The organism is uncultured Hymenobacter sp. (assembly GCF_964243305.1).
Classification (GTDB): Bacteria; Bacteroidota; Bacteroidia; order Cytophagales; family Hymenobacteraceae; genus Hymenobacter.
The window spans coordinates 46,863-63,635 of sequence record NZ_CAXTEF010000002.1 but is presented as its reverse complement, the minus strand read 5'-3'; the positions used below and the strand labels follow the sequence as shown (position 1 = coordinate 63,635).

Sequence of the window (16,773 nt, the reverse complement as noted above, 5' to 3'; positions counted from 1 at the left end):
AAAGGTTTGGGGGTGAAAAAGGGGGTTTGAACGGGCCTAATATACAGGGAATTTAAATGCAAGCAACTTTTCAAGTATTTTTCAAAAGGCCCTCTGCCGGCTCCCAGGCCATTATTTACGCCAAAAAGTGGGCTTAACGCATTTCTCTACTCCCGCCTATTACCCGGTATAGTGCAAAAAACAGAGCCGGCTTCTCTTGCGAAAAGCCGGCTCTTTCAGTTTGAAACGCACTCTGGCAGTTCTTTTCAGACTGTCACGGGCGCTTTGCTGTACAAGCCTTTGTCGAGCTTGGCCGCCACGGCCTCAAAGGCGCGGATGGTCTGGTCCACGTCCGAGAGCGTGTGCACGGCCGTGGGAATCAGGCGCAGCATAATCACGCCCTTGGGCACGACCGGATAGACCACAATCGAGCAGAAAACACCGTGATTCTCGCGTAAATCAAAGGTTAGGGCCGTCGCGTCGGGAATTTCACCGTTCAGAAACACCGGCGTGACGGGCGACTCGGTGGTGCCGATGTTGAAGCCTTTCTCGCGCAGGCCGCTTTGCAGCGCGCGCACCACGGTCCACAGGTTTTCGCGCAGCTGCGGCTGGCTGCGCATGAGTTCTAACCGCTTTAGCGCGCCCACGACCAGCGGCATGGGCAGGGATTTGGCGAAAATCTGGCTGCGCATGTTGTAGCGCAAATATTCAATTGCGCTTTCGGGCCCCGCCACGAAGGCGCCGATGCTGGCCATGCTCTTGGCGAAGGTGTAAAAAATCAGGTCTACGCCCTCCGAAACGCCCAAATGCTCGGCCGTGCCGGCGCCAGTGGCGCCCATCGTGCCAAAGCCGTGGGCGTCATCCACGAAGAGCCGGAACTGGTATTTTTCCTTCAACGCCACGATTTCGCGCAGCCGGCCCAGGTTGCCCGACATGCCGAACATGCCCTCGGTAATCACCAGAATGCCGCCGCCGGTTTCGTCCGTGAGGCGCTTGGCGCGCTGGAGCTGCTTTTCCAGGTTCTCGATGTCGTTATGGGGAAACACAAAGCGCTTGCCCTGATGCAGCCGCACGCCATCGATGATGCAGGCGTGCGACTCGGCGTCGTACACGATGGCGTCGTGGCGCGAAACGAGCGCATCGATGATGCTCACCACGCCCTGATAGCCGAAGTTCAGGAGCAGCGCGGCGGGCTTCTGCACGAAGTCGGCCAGCTCTTCTTCCAGGCGCTCGTGCAGGTTGGAGTTGCCGCTCATGATGCGCGCACCCATCGGGTAGGCCATGCCGAAGTCGGTGGCGCCGTCGATGTCGGCCTGCCGCACTTCGGGGTGGTTGGCCAGACCCAGGTAGTTGTTCAGACTCCAGGTCAGCACCTCCTTGCCCCGAAACGTCATGCGCGGCTTGATTTCGCCTTCGAGCTTGGGAAACGTGAAATAGCCGTGGGCGTAGTGCGAGTGCGAGCCCAGGGGGCCGCGGTTGGCCGAAATCCGGTCGAAAATATCCACTGAAAACGGGTAATAAGGTGAGAGAAAGAGGCGGGAGGCGGGAGCTTGACTAATCTGACTGGCTTGTAAGCTACGAAAAAAGCCGCAACGGGCCGAATAACAAAGGTAGCCTGGCCTCGCCGAAGTGCATAATTTGGGCATAATAACCGCAGTAGGCCCGCCGGGTTTAAGGCCAGGCTGTGGTTTCGGGCTTTCTTTGCGGGCCCTATACTTAATATCGATAAGATGAGAATGGCGGTCATGCAGAACGTAGCGCAGCGGAGTGAAGCATCTCGCCAGGGGAAGTAATCCAATCGTTCAAGCACTTAGATTACTACCCGCCCGAGATGCTGCGCTGCGCTCAGCATGACGTTCTGATAAAAGTGTATCCCTACCCCCATGAAAAAAATCACCAAGCTGCTGGTCGCCAACCGCGGCGAAATTGCGCTGCGCGTGCTACGCTCGGCCAAGGAAATGGGCCTGCAAACCGTGGCCATCTACTCCGAAGCCGACCGCCACGCCCTGCACGTGCGCTACGCCGACCAGGCCGTGTGCGTGGGTCCGCCGCCGAGCAGCCAGAGCTACCTGCGCGGCGACCGTATCATCGAAATCTGCCGGGAGCTGGGCGTCGATGCCATTCATCCCGGCTACGGCTTCCTGAGTGAAAATGCCGGTTTCGCCCGCGCCGTGCGCGAAGCGGGGCTGATTTTCGTCGGCCCCAGCCCCGAGGCGATGGAAATCATGGGCGACAAACTCTCGGCCAAGCAGGCCGTCAAAGCTTATAGCATTCCGCTCGTGCCGGGCACCGATGAAGCCATTTCCGACGTGCCGGCCGCCCAGCGCATTGCCGAGGGGGTAGGCTTTCCGATTCTGATTAAAGCCTCGGCCGGCGGCGGCGGCAAGGGAATGCGCCTCGTCAACCACGCCGCCGAGTTTGAGGAGCAGATGCAGCTGGCCGTGTCAGAAGCCACGTCGGCGTTTGGCGACGGCGCGGTATTCATCGAGAAGTTCGTGAGCGGCCCGCGCCACATCGAGATTCAGGTGCTCGGCGACGAGCACGGCCACCTCGTGCACCTGTTTGAGCGCGAATGCAGCATCCAGCGCCGCCATCAGAAAGTGATTGAGGAGGCCCCATCGTCGGTCCTCACGCCCGAATTGCGCGCCCAAATGGGCCAGTGCGCCGTGGATGTGGCCCGCGCCTGCGCCTACACCGGCGCCGGCACGGTCGAGTTTCTGCTCGATGACCAGCACAATTTTTACTTCCTGGAGATGAACACCCGCCTCCAGGTCGAGCACCCCGTCACGGAGTATATCACCGGCCTGGACCTGGTAAAGGAGCAAATCCGCGTCGCCCAGGGCCTACCCCTCCCCTTCGCCCAAACCGACCTGCGCATCAGCGGCCACGCCCTGGAGCTGCGCGTGTACGCCGAGGACCCGCAGAACAACTTCCTGCCCGACATCGGCCGCCTCACCACCTACGTGCGCCCCCAGGGGCCCGGCGTGCGCGTCGATGATGGCTTCGAGCAGGGCATGGACATCCCGATTTACTACGACCCCATGATTGCCAAGCTCGTGGTTCACGGCGCCACCCGCGCCGAGGCCATCGCCCGGATGCTGCGCGCCATCGAAGAGTATCAAATAACGGGCATCGAAACCACGCTCGGCTTCGGCGCCTACGTGCTGCGCCACCCCGCCTTCGTGAGCGGCAACTTCGACACCAACTTCATCCGCGACCATTTCCCGGCCGGCGCGCTGGCTCCCTACCCCCCCGATGAGGCCACGGCCAAAGTAGCCGCCGCCCTCGGCGCGATGCTGCTCAGCGAGAAACAGCCCAAAACGCCCGTCGCGGCACCGGAAACGGCCGGCGCGGCGGCTTCGGGCTGGCGGCGGAACCGGCTGGGGGTGCGGTAGGGTGGTAATTTTATCTATACTTATGAATGGCTTGCATTTAGGGGAAGCTTACAAATGGAATGGCTAGAAACTACCTTGCCTAAGCGCATGGCAGTAAAGCTCAATGGAGGCTCAGGTACGTTGGCAAGTGTAATTCACAGCAGCTATACTATTCCTTACCCAGACCCAAAATCTACTTCAGTTCCTAAAGAAAAAATTCCTACCGAGGGCGAAGGCGAGCTGCCGTTAGATTTTATTTATATGGACGACGCTAAAAACGTAGTTTGGCCACGTCAAAAACAAATGTATGAAGGCTCAGGCGGCGATTATTTGTCAAATGAGATTTTTTACAGGGTGGCCCGTATTCGACAAGAAAACCGTCCTACACTTCCTACTGGTCACTTTCATACCCCCGTTATCCTATCGGATAAGCAAGACCTAGACCTCAATAAAGACGTGGAGACTGGCAGCAAGTATGATTTTGAAATGATGAGGCGGGTTATTGCTAATACGCGTATTATTTTGACCCAAGGAGTAACGCCTTAATTGTCCCTTACATCGCTATGCGCTTCCCATTGCTTTCACTCGCTATAAGCAGCTGCCTGTTCGCCGTTATGCCTGCCACCCATGTAGCTCGGCTAGCGCGCCATTATCATGACTGCCCGGTGCAGGGCATTAGGTTTAACCCTTACGAAGTGCCTTCTTTCTTTGCAGTGCGGTTTCTTGTGAGCGACAGTGTGTTTGTGCCAACTGGCCCCCTTGCCGAATATACCAAGTACGACTATGCCTTACGCAAGCAACTCCGGTTTGGAGGCATTTATTTAGCGGAAGGAAACCATAATGAAGGCCGAGTCCGCTACCCCCACCCCATTAGCTGCAAGCGCCGGGAGGATACAATGGTGGTTTACGTACGGCCGCATAGTGGCGGGAGCAATACCCTCTATGATTCCATTCCATTTCGCCCAGGCTACTACGAACTACAGGAGAAGTCACTAGAAGACAACGCAACTCCTCTACTGCTAGCCCCGTCTCGCCCGCAAGAAAAATCGTTTGCCACTGACTACTTCCGCCTAGAAGGTGAGTTACAGCGTAACAATCCCCTTGCAGGCTGCCAGTTTGCTAGCTATACGCCCAGTCCGGGCCGCGACCAAACAGCTTATGTGCCCACAACACCCGCCGATATATTCCGGCTTTTACTGGTACATAAGCGTTACGTCAGCATCACGCACTGGAAGCTACGGCCCCTGACCAGCGCAGAGCGACGTGCGCTTGATAAAGCTAGCTGGGCCCACTGATTGGATTATCGCCCTCACTTCCCAGGACCAGGCCGATTGTAAGCTTCCCCTAAATGCAAGCCATTCATAAGTAGAGGACTCAAGCAATAAATATCTTGGCCGCTGAAGTGCGACCATTTTTATCTGCTACACCAACTCCCCTACCCCCTTAACGCCCACCGGCCGGTGCACGGTGAAACCCTCGCCAAACTCGGCTCCAATTAGGTGACCCATGTCGCGCCCGCGGGCTTCCAGAAACTGGCATTTCCCTACCCCCCTTGCGTCAGTTGATACCGCAGTGACTTGCCGTGCTGCCCGCGCATGAAGGCAAAGAAGATTTCCAAATCATCAGCGCGGCGGCTGGCTTCCAGCGCCTCGAAATACGCCTCCTTGTCTTCCCTGAACACGATAGTGAGCGGCTGCCCATAATAGTGCTGTACGTAGTTCATCAGCAGACGCGAAGTGCGGCCGTTGCCATCATTGAAGGGGTGAATGCTGACCAGCCGCTGATGCGCTTCAAAAGCCAGGCTTAATTGGGTGGGCAGTGCGTCGGCCAGCGGCATTCGCTGGCGCAGGTCGGCGGCTAGCCGCGCGACGAGGGCCGGAATTTTCTGCGCGCTGGGAAAGGAGCTGGCCCCGATGATGAAAACCCGGTCGCGGCGAAAGCCACCCTGGGCCGGATTTACTTCGCCGAGAATCGTATTGGTTGAGACTGCCGTCGAGGCCATTACGGCCGCCGCCAGTTGCTGAATGAGCGCCGGGGTAGGCAGCTGCCGCTCATCGGCCAGCTGCGAGGCCAGGCGCAGGGCGCAGGCATGGTCGCCGAGCATGTCGTAGCTGATCAGGCCCTTGCCGGGGCTGAGCTGCGGCGTGCCGCCGCCTAAAAAATTAAAAGCTTCCGCTACCGTTACCCGCGAGCCTTCAATCAGGGTAGAATGGGCCGATACCATTATCTGGCTCATTTGTGCCACGCTCTGCTGCCGGTCGGCGGGCAACTCCCGCACCAGGCGGGTGAGTTCGGCCAGCTCATCCCAGCTCATGAGCGGGCAGCCGCTTGCAGCCCGGCCGCATCCAGGGGCGTGAGCGGCAATGGCTGCGGTAAGCCGGCGCCATAGAGCAGCTCGCTGGCCCAACCGGCCAAATCGCGCCCGTAAATCATAGTCCGGCCCGTCGCGGGGTCCTCATACACAGTCTGGCCGCGCATGAAATGCGTCAAGTGAGGATGCAGGAGCGCGGGCACTTCCTCCCAGGCCCGGTCCTGGACGACGGTCAGTAGCTGATTCAGATACTCACGCAGCGCCTGATAGGCGATAGGAACTTGCGGGCTCATGGCGAATAGCGGGGAGATTTGACCAAAATTAAGACCCGCGGCGAACGGTCCGGTGCTAACAAAAGTGCTACAGCAACTCCCCTACCCCCCTCACGCCGACCGGACGGTGCACGGTGAAGCCCTCGCCAAACTCGGCTCCAATCAGGTGACCCACGTCGCGCCCTCGCGCTTCCAAAAATTGACTGAAAGCCTGAGAAGTTAAATACGTTTCTGGCTCGGTGCTTTCGGGGTTAAAGAACTGGCTTCTATAAGCTAGGATGGAGGCCCACTTGGTCGGCCAGTGAGCGGTGATGTCGACCACGAAGGCGGGCGTGACGTACTGGTCCTGAATGTAGTGGTAGAGGTTGCGCGGGCGCCAGGGCTGCTGGGGCTGGCCGTCCTCGTCCAGGGTTTCAATCATGCGCAATCCCGAGAGGAAGCAGGCGTCGCGGGCCAGCTCGGCGGCGCGGCCGTGGTCGGGGTGGCGGTCGTGGATGGCGTTGGCCAGCACCACGTTGGGCTGGTAGCGGCGGATGGCCTGAATCAGGGGTAGCTGGTGCTCGCGGTCGTTGCGGAAGAAGCCGTCGGGTAGGCCCAGGTTTTCGCGGGCGCTCAGGCCCAGCACTTCGGCGGCGACGGCAGCTTCGGCGGCGCGGATGGCGGGCGTGCCGCGGGTGCCCAGCTCGCCGCGGGTGAAATCCACGATGCCGATTTTCTGGCCCAGGGCGGCGGCGGCCAGCAGCGTGCCGGCGCAGGACATCTCCACATCATCAGGATGGGCGCCGAGGGCCAGAATATCTAATTTTATCATGCTTATAAATTGTCCGTCATGCTGAGCTTGCGAAGCATCTTACCAGGTTAGCACGAGCAGTGACCAAATAGTTAGTGCGTCGTCCAGCGGTGGGAAGATGCTTGGCAAGCTCAGCATGACCGACAACAGCTATTTAATGCGCAGCGAGCGGCCCGGCCGCAGCTTGGCAGTCCCGTCGTTGAGGCGCTTGAGCTGACTTACGCGCACGCCATACTTTTCGGCGATTTCGGAGAGCGTATCACCCGAGCGAATGCGGTGCACGACCACGCGGCGGGCGGCCGTGGGCTGACCCTTGGTGTTCCTACCCCCCTTGCCACCACTGCCGCGCCGCAACGCCTGGCTGTAGTAGCTGAAGAGCCGGGCCGTGATAGTAAAGTTGTCGCCGCGCAGCTTCTCATCCGGAAAGTCATACAGCCGGTTCGGGTCAATGGGATTGCCCTCGTAGCGCACCTCATAGTGCAGGTGCGAGCCCGAGCTGCGGCCCGTGCTCCCTCCCAGCCCAATCACCTGCCCGGCCTTGACGAACGTACCGACTGGCACCAGCGCCTTGCTCAAGTGGCCGTAGAGGGTTTCCAGGCCGTTGTAGTGGCGCACGAGCAGGTAGTTGCCGTAGCCACTACCGTCCCACTTGCTGATGCGCATCACCCCATCGAAGGCGGCCCGCACCGAGTCGCCGGTTTCCAGGTCCAGGTCTACGCCGTAGTGCCAGCGGTAGCCGCGAAAGCCAAAGCCCGACGTGACGGGCGTGACGGGCATGGGCATCTGAGCCAGGCGCTGCCGCTCCGGCTCCACCAGCTTGAGACGGATAGAGTCGCGCAGGCGGCGCCCATCCACGCGGTAAGGATTGATGCTGTGGGTGTCCCAGATAGAATAGTAGCCGGCCACGCGCACCCACGAAGAGTCAATGAGCACCTCGTCCGACATCTCCACTATCTGCCCCTCGCCTTCGTCCAGCGACGTGGTGTCCTCGCTAACAATGGAGAGCCTCTTGGCCGGATTGAAGTAAATCGACTTGGCCGCATCCGAATTGTCGTCGGGCAGCTCCTGGGTTTCGATAATGGTAGTCGTGTCGGGCCGCACATAATGAATCGTGGGCGTCTTAGCGCGGAAAAAGTCCTTGCCTGGTCCGCGTCCTACCCCCCCCTCGCGGCGCGAACCCGCCGCCTTGCGCCGCTGCGCCTGGGCCGGCTGAAGGCCGCCCGCCAGCAAGAGCCCCAGCACCACCAAGCAGGTAGGCAGCCGATGAAAAACAGTTGTTAAGTAATGCAAAAGACAGTGCTTTCAATCCGGCCCTTCGGAGTGGGCCCGGCGAGCGAAAAGGCAAAATAACGGCTTTTGGGCTAAAGCATCCTACCCCACCGGCCACAAAGAACCCCGGAACCCGGCGCCGGTTGCCTGAACCAGATGGTCAGGCAGCCAGCCGCCGATTTTCGGGGTCTCTTACAACGGTTATGGTGGCCCGCAACCCGGCTACGCAGCTTGCGCGGCCGTCACCGTCTCTTCGGCGTGCGCCGGCAGCTCCAGGGCGGCCAGGTAACGCTCGGCGTCGAGGGCAGCCATGCACCCGGTGCCAGCCGCCGTCACGGCCTGCCGGTAGGTGTAGTCCTGCACATCGCCGCAGGCAAACACACCATCGACGTTGGTTTTGGTGGTGCCGGGCAGAGTTTTGAGGTAGCCCTGCTCGTCGTGGTGCAGGTATTCCTTGAAGATGTCGGAGTTGGGGTGGTGGCCGATGGCGACGAAAAAGCCCGTCACCGGAATCTCGCGGGTCTCGTGCGTAACCAAATTCTTCAGCCGCACGCCCTCCACGGTGTGCTCACCCAGAATCTCATCCGTCACCGAGTTCCAGACAACCTCAATCTTGGGGTTATCTAGCACGCGCTGCTGCATGATTCTCGAGGCGCGCATCTCGCCCTTGCGCACTATCATGTACACCTTCGAGCACAGGTTAGCTAGGTAGGTAGCTTCTTCGGCCGCCGTGTCGCCGGCGCCGACGATAGCCACCTCCTGCCCCCGGTAGAAGAAGCCGTCGCACACAGCGCAGGCCGATACGCCCGCCCCGTTCAGGCGCTTCTCCGAGTCCAGGCCTAGCCATTTGGCCGAAGCACCAGTGGCAATAATGACCGCGTCGGCCGTTAGCTCGGTCTGCTCGTCAATCGTGACGCGGTGCGGGTGACCCGAAAAGTCCACCGCCGTAGCCATGCCGTAGCGCACGTCCGTGCCAAAGCGCACGGCCTGCTTTTTCAGGTCTTCCATCATTTCCGGGCCCATCACCCCGTCAGGGTAGCCAGGAAAATTCTCCACATCATTGGTGATGGTGAGCTGCCCGCCCGGCTGCAAGCCCTGATACATGATGGGCGTGAGGCCGGCGCGCGCCGCGTAGATAGCGGCCGTATAACCGGCCGGGCCGGAGCCAATAATAAGCAAATGAGCGTGTTCCATATGTTTCTTAATAATGCTCGACGTCATCAAGCAAGTGAATTTTAAGTTAGGCAAGGCGCCCGAAGGCCCCGTAGTAGCGGTCCATCAACGGGTCCGGCACTGGCTTACCCCAAGCGTGAGCTTCGGTCAAGTGCCCGTCGTACTGACTTAAACGCGTTAGCATTATGCCCCGCCGAAAAACGAGCGCAATGCCATGCTCTTCCTCCCAATCACACTCCCCTTCAATCTGCACGTAGTCATCCTTATCCTCGCCTTCATACTTTGAGGTTAGAACAAGTGACGTAGGGTAAATGTGCCGCCAGATGTCGCTTACCTCAGCAAGCTCCAGGGGTTCTTCCAAATATTCTAGCGCCTGCTGATAGTTAGCGAAAGCAGCTTCCGTATCAGCCAGTCGGTCGGTTGAAGTGAGGAGCAGAAAATTGGCTAATACCTTATCAGCTCGCTCGAGCATACTTGGGTCGTTAGGGTCAAGTTCAGCAAAAGTTACTGCCAGGGTAACTCCATCAAAATATGGTATTACCAAAGGCTTAACGGACACCCAAGAATCAGGCAGATTCTTACCTTGAATCAGTTGACCGGCTACCTTACTTTCCAAAACTACAGTCATAGAGAAAAAACCAAAACTTAATTGCCGCCAAGGTATGGCAGTATAGTAAAAAACCCCGACCTGCCGGCCGGGGTTCTCCTAAATCAAACCTAAATTCCCTACCCCAGGTATGGCTTCAAAGCCTTAGAGCGCGAAGTGTGCCGCAGGCGCCGAATAGCTTTCTCTTTAATCTGCCGCACCCGCTCGCGGGTCAAGTTGAATTTCTCGCCAATTTCTTCCAAAGTCAGCGCCGCCTCGCCGTTGAGCCCGAAGTAGAGCGTAATTACGTCGGCCTCGCGCTTGGTGAGCGTGCTCAGGGCGCGCTGCACTTCCTTGCGCAAGGAGTCGTTCATCAAGCCCATATCGGGCGACTCCTCGTCCTCGTTTTCGAGCACGTCGAGCAGGCGGTTTTCCTCGCCCTGCACGAACGGCGCGTCCACCGACACGTGGCGGCCCGAAATCTTGAGCGTGTCCACGACTTCGGAAGTCGTCAATTCCAGCACTTCGGCAATTTCCTCGGGCGAGGGCTCGCGCTCGAATTTCTGCTCCAGCTCGGAGAAAGACTTGCTGATTTTGTTCAGCGAGCCGACCCGGTTCAGGGGTAGGCGCACGATGCGGCTCTGCTCAGCCAAGGCTTGCAGGATGGACTGCCGAATCCACCACACGGCGTAGGAGATGAACTTAAAGCCGCGAGTTTCGTCGAAACGCTTGGCGGCTTTAATCAGACCCAGGTTACCCTCATTGATGAGGTCACCGAGGCTAAGGCCCTGGTTCTGATACTGTTTTGCTACCGAAACCACGAAGCGCAGGTTGGCCTTGGTGAGCTTCTCTAGCGCCTGCTGGTCACCGTCGCGGATGCGCTGGGCGAGCGTTACTTCTTCGTCGGGGGTGAGCAAATCCACTTTGCCAATCTCCTGGAGGTATTTGTCCAGCGACTGGCTTTCGCGGTTGGTAATCTGCTTGCTAATTTTTAACTGTCTCATTGCGGATGCTCGGAAAGGATAAGCGAAACCTGGGGATAATACGGCAAGTGGCCGACACGGGATAAATTTTTACTACAAATCCATAGCAAATAACTCAGCCGTGTCGGCATAAGTTCGGACGGGCCCTTAGGCCGCGCCGTTAGTTGCCGGACTGCCTTCCGGCTTGGGCAGCAGCACCTTGCGCGAAAGCCGGTATTTACCGGTTTTCTTGTCGATATCAACCAGTTTTACGTCAATTTCCTGGCCAACTTCCAGCACGCCTTCCAGCGCGTTCAGGCGCTCGTGACTTACTTCCGAGATGTGCAGCAGCCCATCCTTGCCGGGCATAATCTCCACGAACGCGCCGTAGGGCTGAATGCTGCGCACCTTGCCCTTGTAGGTTTCGCCCACTTCCGGCTGCGCCGCGATGGCCCGAATCCGGTCGATGGCCCCCTGCATGTCCTCCTGGTTGGCGGCGTAGATGCTCACGTGGCCCTTCTCGTCCTTCTCTTCGATGATGACCGTAGCGTTGGTGTCCTTCTGAATCTGCTGGATAACCTTGCCGCCGGGTCCAATGATAGCGCCGATAAACTCCTTATCAATCAGCATCTTGTGTGAGCGGGGCGTATGCGGCTTCAATTCCGGCGCGGGGGCGTTGATGGTCTTGGCCATCTCCCGCAGAATGTGCAGCCGGCCCTCGCGGGCCTGGTGCAGCGCCGCGGTCAGAATCTCATTGCTCAGACCCTGAATCTTGATGTCCATCTGGCAGGCACAAATACCCTTCTCGGTGCCCGTGACCTTGAAGTCCATGTCGCCCAGGTGGTCCTCATCGCCGAGAATGTCGCTGAGCACGGCGTATTCGCCGGTGTCCTTGTCCTGCACGAGGCCCATTGCGATGCCGGCTACGGCCGCGCGCACCTTCACGCCGGCGTCCATCAAAGCCAGCGAGCCGGCGCAGACCGTGGCCATCGAGCTGGAGCCGTTCGACTCCAGAATGTCGCTCACGATGCGGATGGTGTAGGGATTGTCCTCTTCGGGGGGTAGGACTTTCTTCAGCGAGCGCAACGCCAGGTTGCCGTGGCCGATTTCGCGGCGGCCGGCGCCGCGGTTAGGCTTCACCTCGCCGGTCGAAAAGCCGGGGAAGTTGTAGTGCAGCATGAAGTTCGAGTAGCCCTTGGTCAGCGGCTGATCGATAATCTGCTCGTCTAGCTTGGTGCCAAGCGTGGCCGTGGTCAGGCTCTGCGTTTCGCCGCGGGTGAAGATGGCCGAGCCGTGGGCACCGGGCAAGTAGTTGATTTCCGACCAGATAGGCCGGATTTCGGTGAGCTGCCGGCCATCGAGGCGGGTGCGCTCTTTCACCATCATGTCGCGGATGGCCTTTTTTTCGGCCGACCCATAATAGCGGTAGAACATCTTCTTGTCCAGCTCCGGATTTTCCTCGGTGAGTTGCTCCAGAATGGTTTTTTTGATAGCGCCGAAGCCTTCCTTGCGGCCGGCCTTACTCGTGTTGCCGCTCTTGGCCACATCGTAGGCCCCCTGATACACCGCGTCCAGGATGCGCTGCTTCAACTCCGGGCTTTCCTCATACTTCGGGTACTCGCGGGTCGGCGAGTCGGCGGTGCGGCCCACGGCGGCGGCCAAATCCAGTTGAAGCTGGCACTGCGCCTTGATGGCTTCGTGCGCCACGGCGATGGCGGCGACCATTTCCTCTTCGCTCACCTCGCTCATCTCGCCCTCGACCATCGCCACCGAGTCCATCGTGGCGCCCACCATCAGGTCCATATCGGCGCGGGCGAGGTCAGCGGTCTTGGGATTAATCTGGAACTGCCCGTCGATGCGTGCCACGCGCACTTCCGAAATCGGGCCCGCGAAGGGAATATCGGAAATCGAGAGCGCGGCCGAGGCGGCCAGCGCGGCGAGCTGGTCGGGCTGCACGGTTTTGTCGGCCGAAATCAGCGTAATCATTACCTGCACCTCGTAGTGATAATCCTTGGGGAACATCGGGCGCAGAATGCGGTCCACGATGCGGCACACCAGGATTTCGTAGTCGCTCAGGCGGCCTTCGCGGCGCTGGAACGAGCCGGGAATCTTGCCGGCTGAGCCGAATTTCTCCTGGTAGTCCACCGAGAGGGGCAGGAAATCCACGCCCTCGCGCTGACTCGGCTGCGAAACCACCGTGGCCAGCAGCATCGTGTCGCCGAGGCGCACGACCACAGCGCCGTCGGCAAACTTGGCCAGCCGGCCGGTCTCGATGGAAATCTGGCGGCCGTCGGGCAGCGCCAGCGTTTTGGTAATAGCGGTAGGAACAGGCATTTTTTAGCTAGAATAGACAGAAGACGTTAGACACGAGACATGAGAAATCAGTACGGGCACCCCGCTCCGACACTGCTTCAGAAAAGGCAAATGCTTTCTAAAGTCCCGTGTCTAATGTCTCAGGTCTAAGCAGAAAAAAAGAGTAGGGAGCCCCCGGCAAAGGAGGCTCCCTACTCTGATAAGGCGGGTTACTTGCGGATACCCAGCTCTTTAATAATGGCGCGGTAGCGGTTGATGTCGCGGTGCTGCAAGTAGTTCAGCATCGAGCGGCGCTTGCCCACCAGCTTGAGCAGGCCCAGACGGGTGCTGTGGTCCTTCTTGTTCACCTTCAGGTGCTCGGTCAGGGCGTTGATGCGGTGGGTGAAGAGACCAATCTGCGATTCGGCGGAGCCGGTGTCGGCGCTGGTCTTTTGAAGGCTGTTTTTCTCGAAAATAGCCTGTTTTACTTCAGTGGTAAGTTTCATCGGTTGATAGGCGTAAACCGGCCCGTCGCGGATTTATAAACAAGAAAAGAAAGAAAAGGAACGCGCCACCGCACACCGCGAGGCGGCCGCAAAGGTACTATTTATTGCCGGCTTTGCCAAGCCTGATTTTTTATTCTGCGCGTTCCCTACCCCCCTGCTTTAGGGCAAAGCCACCGCACCGGGCCGCCGGCTCAGTGCGGTGAGCCGGGCGCGCAACTGCGCCCACCAGCCCGGCCGCGGCGCAAACCGGCGCCAGAAGTCGCCCTCAAACAACCCGGAGTCGTGATACGCCTGGTAGAGGAAGAATAAGCCCACCGGCAGCAATACCCCGTCGGAAAGCAACATGCCGGCACCAGCCGGCAGCACAAACTCCTTGGCATACTTCAGGCCCAGGATGCTGAGGACGTAGTAAACAATAAAAAACAGGATAGCCACCAGAATAGGCACGCCGAGGCCACCTTTTTTGATGATAGCCCCCAGCGGCGCCCCAATCAGAAACATAACCAGCACGGCCGCCGACTCGGCGTACTTGCGGTAGATTTCCATGCGGTACTGCACGGAGTGGCGGGCCAGATCGGTGAGCTGCTCGGACGAGGAGCGGGCGAAGGTTTGCAGGTTGCGGGCGCGGTTGGCGGCTTGCTGCACCACGCTCACGCTGGCCGGGACCAGCCGGGCGGGCGGCACCTGCCAGGCCGCCACCCGGCGGTTGGCGCCCCGGCCCAGCGTATCAAAGCGCAGGTAAGTGTAGTAGGCATCCATCTGGCGCGGCAGCTGGGTGCGCTGCCCGCGCAGGCGCTTCTGCACCGAGTCGGTGGCCGTGCGCAGCTGCCCGATATTGAGCATCATCCGGTTTTCCTTGAACAGGTCTTGGTCGGTCCGGACCATGCCGAACGAGGCCATCGAAAACGTGACCAGGTTGCGGCTGAACGCCTGGCGCACGAACGTGGCGCCGGCCCGGTCACGGGCGTCGGGCTGCTCGACGTAGCTGTGGCCCTGAAACAGCTCGAAGCCCAGATAAGCCCCGCCGAAGCGGGTGAACATGCGGCCCGAGTCGGCCAGCATCACCGTGGCATTGCCCGATTTCTGGGTGTGGTCATAAATCATGACCCCGCGCAGCCGGTCGCCATTCTCGCCCAGCTTCTGGTTCACCTTGATGGTGTAGCCGGGAATGCCACTGTAAAACACGCCCTCCCGAATATCAAGGGCCAGCTTCTGCTGCCGCACGTCCCAGAGCAGGCTGAAGGCTTTCAGATTGGCCCAGGGCACCACGTACTGATTAAACCAGAACGCGCCCACCGCCAGCGCCGCCGTGAGCAGAAACACGGGCCGCAGAATGCGCGTCAGGGCAATGCCCGAGGCCTTGATGGCCGTCAACTCGTGGTGCTCGCCGAGGTTGCCGTAGGTCATGAGCGAGGAGAGCAGCACGGCCAGCGGCAAAGACGTGGCCACCAGCAGCACGCTGAAATAAAACAGCAGCTGCGCCAGCACGCCCACGCCCAGGTCCTTGCCCACCAAGTCGTCCAGGTACTTGAGCAGCGTCTGGGTGAGCAGAATAAACTGCACCACGGCGAAGGTGAGCAGAAACGGCCCGGCGAAGGCCCGCAGAATCAGCTTATCCAGTTTTTTCATAGCCCCAATTTCAATTAACAGCAAGCAGTGAACAAGGAGCAGGGTAGTTTAATTGCCCATTGTTCATTGCTCACTGTTAATTGCTAACTGATTTCCCTACCCCCCCACCTGGTCACGAAGCCTGCCCACGAGGCCGTCCCACATTTCCCGTAGCTCGTCCTCGTCCATGCTGTCGGAATAATCCGTGACGCGCAGAAATACTTCGTCGGTAATCTCGGAGGCTTCCAGGCTGAAATCCAGAAAGCTGGCATCGGCGACGAGCTGCTTGCGCTCGTCCAGAAACACGAAGCGCACCGAGCGGTTGAGGCGCTGGCTGACCTGCTCGGCGTAGTGGTTCTGCTGGTCCCAGATAAAGTTGAGGCGGCGGTCGGGCTCGTAGCGCACATCATCGCAAAACCACTGGGACAAGCCCTGGGCCGAGGCCAGGTAGGGATAAAGAATTTTGGGGGAGGCATTCATCGGGTACTCAACCACGAAGCGCCGCTTGGCCCCGGTAACGGGCAGGGAAATAGACATAGGCAAGAAAAGACCGGCTGCCGCAACAGGCTAAGCCGCCGCGCGCACCGCATAAAACAGACCAAAAAACGGAGCCACCGCGTAGAAACTTTGCCCCCGGCTTGCGCCCAGGCCAGTTAGCGGCGTACCTTTGCCCCGGCAAAACCAGATATACCAAGCCCGGCGGGGTAGCTCAGCTGGTTAGAGCACAGGATTCATAACCCTGAGGTCGGCGGTTCGAGCCCGCCTCCCGCTACGTTCACGTAAACGCCTTCATCACCTGATGAAGGCGTTTTTTGTTTCCTACCCCCCTCAGGCTGGGCTAACTCTCCACCTCAACCGGACCCGCCCAAAACACGAAAACGCTTGACCTCAAAGGCAAGCGTTTTCGTGTTAAGCAGCATAGGCGGGGCGCTTATTTCGCTTTCTCGACAATGCCCTGGAAAGCGGCGGGATGATTCAAGGCCAGGTCGGCGAGCACCTTGCGGTTTAGCTCGATGCCGGCTTTCTTGAGGCCCCCCATCAACTGCGAGTAGCTCAGGCCGTGCGCGCGGGCGCCGGCATTAATGCGCTGAATCCAGAGCGCGCGAAACTCGCGCTTCTTGACCTTGCGGTCGCGGTAGGCATAGAGCAGACCTTTTTCAACGGCGTTTTTCGCCACGGTCCACACATTCTTGCGCCGGCCGTAGTAGCCTTTGGCCAGGCGCATCACTTTCTTGCGGCGGTGGCGCGAGGCCACGTGGTTTACACTTCTGGGCATAGTAACCTGTTTGTTTTTGGCAGCCGGCGCTCAGCTACTGCTGAAGCTTAGAGTTGCGGCCGGAAGCCGGGGTTTAAGGAAATTATGAGTTGTGAGTTACGAATTATAAGTTGGAAAAAGCTGGCTTAACTAGCCAACTCATAACTCATAATTTCTAACTCATAACTAAATATTAAGCATTTGCTGCACGCGGTTCATGTCGGCGCTGCTCACGAGGCCGGCGTGGGTGAGGCCGCGCTTGCGCTTGGTGCTCTTCTTGGTGAGAATATGCGATTTGAAGGCGTGCTTCCGCTTCACCTTGCCCGTTCCGGTGAGCGTAAAACGCTTCTTGGCACCGGATTTCGTCTTGACTTTCGGCATTGTGTTGGAGTGAAA

General features: G+C 59.2%; 16 protein-coding genes and 1 tRNA gene. 3 read left to right on the top strand and 14 right to left on the bottom strand.

Annotation, left to right across the window (positions count from 1 at the left end; translation table 11 throughout):
• Positions 1 to 245 precede the first annotated feature (245 nt).
• Positions 246 to 1,484 carry an aminotransferase class I/II-fold pyridoxal phosphate-dependent enzyme gene (locus tag ACFE70_RS01805; protein WP_375415993.1) on the bottom strand — a complete coding sequence of 413 codons (1,239 nt, stop codon included), beginning with the start codon at positions 1,482 to 1,484 and terminating at the stop codon, positions 246 to 248.
• Positions 1,485 to 1,862: 378 nt separating this feature from the next.
• Between ACFE70_RS01805 and ACFE70_RS01800 the strand changes: the two genes are divergently transcribed.
• Together ACFE70_RS01800 and ACFE70_RS01795 are read left to right on the top strand one after the other, a co-directional pair.
• Positions 1,863 to 3,374, top strand: a complete 1,512-nt coding sequence (locus ACFE70_RS01800) for an acetyl/propionyl/methylcrotonyl-CoA carboxylase subunit alpha (RefSeq protein WP_375415992.1) — start codon at positions 1,863 to 1,865, stop codon at positions 3,372 to 3,374.
• Between the two features lie 87 nt (positions 3,375 to 3,461).
• Complete coding sequence (locus ACFE70_RS01795; RefSeq protein ID WP_375415991.1) at positions 3,462 to 3,899, top strand: hypothetical protein; 438 nt, start codon at positions 3,462 to 3,464, stop codon at positions 3,897 to 3,899.
• 997 nt (positions 3,900 to 4,896) lie between these two features.
• Here ACFE70_RS01795 and ACFE70_RS01790 read toward each other — a convergent pair.
• The 11 genes from ACFE70_RS01790 to ACFE70_RS01740 all read right to left on the bottom strand — a co-directional run bounded on the left by ACFE70_RS01790 (position 4,897) and on the right by ACFE70_RS01740 (position 15,659).
• Positions 4,897 to 5,667 (bottom strand): Fic family protein, encoded by a 771-nt coding sequence (locus ACFE70_RS01790; RefSeq protein WP_375415990.1) that lies wholly within the window; start codon positions 5,665 to 5,667, stop codon positions 4,897 to 4,899.
• Positions 5,664 to 5,957 carry a hypothetical protein gene (locus ACFE70_RS01785; RefSeq protein WP_375415989.1) on the bottom strand — a complete coding sequence of 98 codons (294 nt, stop codon included), beginning with the start codon at positions 5,955 to 5,957 and terminating at the stop codon, positions 5,664 to 5,666. The genes ACFE70_RS01790 and ACFE70_RS01785 overlap by 4 nt, the downstream gene beginning before the upstream one ends.
• A gap of 67 nt (positions 5,958 to 6,024) precedes the next feature.
• The gene (gene bshB1 / locus ACFE70_RS01780) at positions 6,025 to 6,744 is read right to left on the bottom strand and encodes a bacillithiol biosynthesis deacetylase BshB1 (RefSeq protein WP_375416198.1); all 720 of its coding nucleotides are present in this window, start codon (positions 6,742 to 6,744) and stop codon (positions 6,025 to 6,027) included.
• Between the two features lie 132 nt (positions 6,745 to 6,876).
• Positions 6,877 to 7,968: a peptidoglycan DD-metalloendopeptidase family protein gene (locus tag ACFE70_RS01775; RefSeq protein WP_375415988.1), complete on the bottom strand. Its 1,092-nt coding sequence runs from the start codon at positions 7,966 to 7,968 to the stop codon at positions 6,877 to 6,879.
• A 249-nt stretch (positions 7,969 to 8,217) separates the two neighbouring features.
• Positions 8,218 to 9,189, bottom strand: coding sequence for a thioredoxin-disulfide reductase (trxB, locus tag ACFE70_RS01770; RefSeq protein WP_375415987.1), 972 nt, complete (start codon positions 9,187 to 9,189; stop codon positions 8,218 to 8,220).
• A gap of 46 nt (positions 9,190 to 9,235) precedes the next feature.
• A complete protein-coding gene (locus tag ACFE70_RS01765; protein ID WP_375415986.1) occupies positions 9,236 to 9,796 on the bottom strand; it encodes a DUF6985 domain-containing protein in 561 nt (186 codons plus the stop codon).
• Positions 9,797 to 9,894: 98 nt separating this feature from the next.
• The gene (locus ACFE70_RS01760; protein ID WP_305005010.1) at positions 9,895 to 10,758 is read right to left on the bottom strand and encodes an RNA polymerase sigma factor RpoD/SigA; all 864 of its coding nucleotides are present in this window, start codon (positions 10,756 to 10,758) and stop codon (positions 9,895 to 9,897) included.
• A gap of 126 nt (positions 10,759 to 10,884) precedes the next feature.
• Positions 10,885 to 13,050: a polyribonucleotide nucleotidyltransferase gene (gene pnp, locus ACFE70_RS01755; RefSeq protein ID WP_375415985.1), complete on the bottom strand. Its 2,166-nt coding sequence runs from the start codon at positions 13,048 to 13,050 to the stop codon at positions 10,885 to 10,887.
• A 188-nt stretch (positions 13,051 to 13,238) separates the two neighbouring features.
• On the bottom strand, positions 13,239 to 13,514 hold the full coding sequence (rpsO, locus tag ACFE70_RS01750) for a 30S ribosomal protein S15 (protein WP_375415984.1): 276 nt from the start codon (positions 13,512 to 13,514) through the stop codon (positions 13,239 to 13,241).
• Positions 13,515 to 13,673: 159 nt separating this feature from the next.
• Positions 13,674 to 15,143, bottom strand: coding sequence for an LptF/LptG family permease (locus tag ACFE70_RS01745; RefSeq protein WP_375415983.1), 1,470 nt, complete (start codon positions 15,141 to 15,143; stop codon positions 13,674 to 13,676).
• Between the two features lie 96 nt (positions 15,144 to 15,239).
• Positions 15,240 to 15,659 (bottom strand): START-like domain-containing protein, encoded by a 420-nt coding sequence (locus ACFE70_RS01740; protein ID WP_375415982.1) that lies wholly within the window; start codon positions 15,657 to 15,659, stop codon positions 15,240 to 15,242.
• A 161-nt stretch (positions 15,660 to 15,820) separates the two neighbouring features.
• Here ACFE70_RS01740 and ACFE70_RS01735 point away from each other — a divergent pair.
• Positions 15,821 to 15,894: transfer RNA gene (locus ACFE70_RS01735), tRNA-Met, on the top strand.
• A gap of 159 nt (positions 15,895 to 16,053) precedes the next feature.
• Here the strand turns inward: ACFE70_RS01735 and rplT are convergent.
• Both rplT and rpmI read right to left on the bottom strand, forming a co-directional pair.
• Positions 16,054 to 16,398 (bottom strand): 50S ribosomal protein L20, encoded by a 345-nt coding sequence (gene rplT, locus ACFE70_RS01730; RefSeq protein ID WP_375415981.1) that lies wholly within the window; start codon positions 16,396 to 16,398, stop codon positions 16,054 to 16,056.
• A 165-nt stretch (positions 16,399 to 16,563) separates the two neighbouring features.
• Positions 16,564 to 16,758, bottom strand: coding sequence for a 50S ribosomal protein L35 (gene rpmI, locus ACFE70_RS01725; RefSeq protein ID WP_375415980.1), 195 nt, complete (start codon positions 16,756 to 16,758; stop codon positions 16,564 to 16,566).
• Positions 16,759 to 16,773 lie beyond the last annotated feature (15 nt).

Bases quoted from the DNA above. Each gene is read 5' to 3' on its own strand.
- ACFE70_RS01800 (WP_375415992.1), top strand. From the start codon at position 1,863: ATGAAAAAAATCACCAAGCTGCTGGTCGCCAACCGCGGCGAAATTGCG.
- ACFE70_RS01795 (WP_375415991.1), top strand. From the start codon at position 3,462: ATGGCAGTAAAGCTCAATGGAGGCTCAGGTACGTTGGCAAGTGTAATT.
- ACFE70_RS01790 (WP_375415990.1), bottom strand. From the start codon at position 5,667: ATGAGCTGGGATGAGCTGGCCGAACTCACCCGCCTGGTGCGGGAGTTG.
- ACFE70_RS01785 (WP_375415989.1), bottom strand. From the start codon at position 5,957: ATGAGCCCGCAAGTTCCTATCGCCTATCAGGCGCTGCGTGAGTATCTG.
- trxB (WP_375415987.1), bottom strand. From the start codon at position 9,189: ATGGAACACGCTCATTTGCTTATTATTGGCTCCGGCCCGGCCGGTTAT.
- ACFE70_RS01765 (WP_375415986.1), bottom strand. From the start codon at position 9,796: ATGACTGTAGTTTTGGAAAGTAAGGTAGCCGGTCAACTGATTCAAGGT.
- ACFE70_RS01760 (WP_305005010.1), bottom strand. From the start codon at position 10,758: ATGAGACAGTTAAAAATTAGCAAGCAGATTACCAACCGCGAAAGCCAG.
- pnp (WP_375415985.1), bottom strand. From the start codon at position 13,050: ATGCCTGTTCCTACCGCTATTACCAAAACGCTGGCGCTGCCCGACGGC.
- rpsO (WP_375415984.1), bottom strand. From the start codon at position 13,514: ATGAAACTTACCACTGAAGTAAAACAGGCTATTTTCGAGAAAAACAGC.
- ACFE70_RS01745 (WP_375415983.1), bottom strand. From the start codon at position 15,143: ATGAAAAAACTGGATAAGCTGATTCTGCGGGCCTTCGCCGGGCCGTTT.
- ACFE70_RS01740 (WP_375415982.1), bottom strand. From the start codon at position 15,659: ATGTCTATTTCCCTGCCCGTTACCGGGGCCAAGCGGCGCTTCGTGGTT.
- rplT (WP_375415981.1), bottom strand. From the start codon at position 16,398: ATGCCCAGAAGTGTAAACCACGTGGCCTCGCGCCACCGCCGCAAGAAA.
- rpmI (WP_375415980.1), bottom strand. From the start codon at position 16,758: ATGCCGAAAGTCAAGACGAAATCCGGTGCCAAGAAGCGTTTTACGCTC.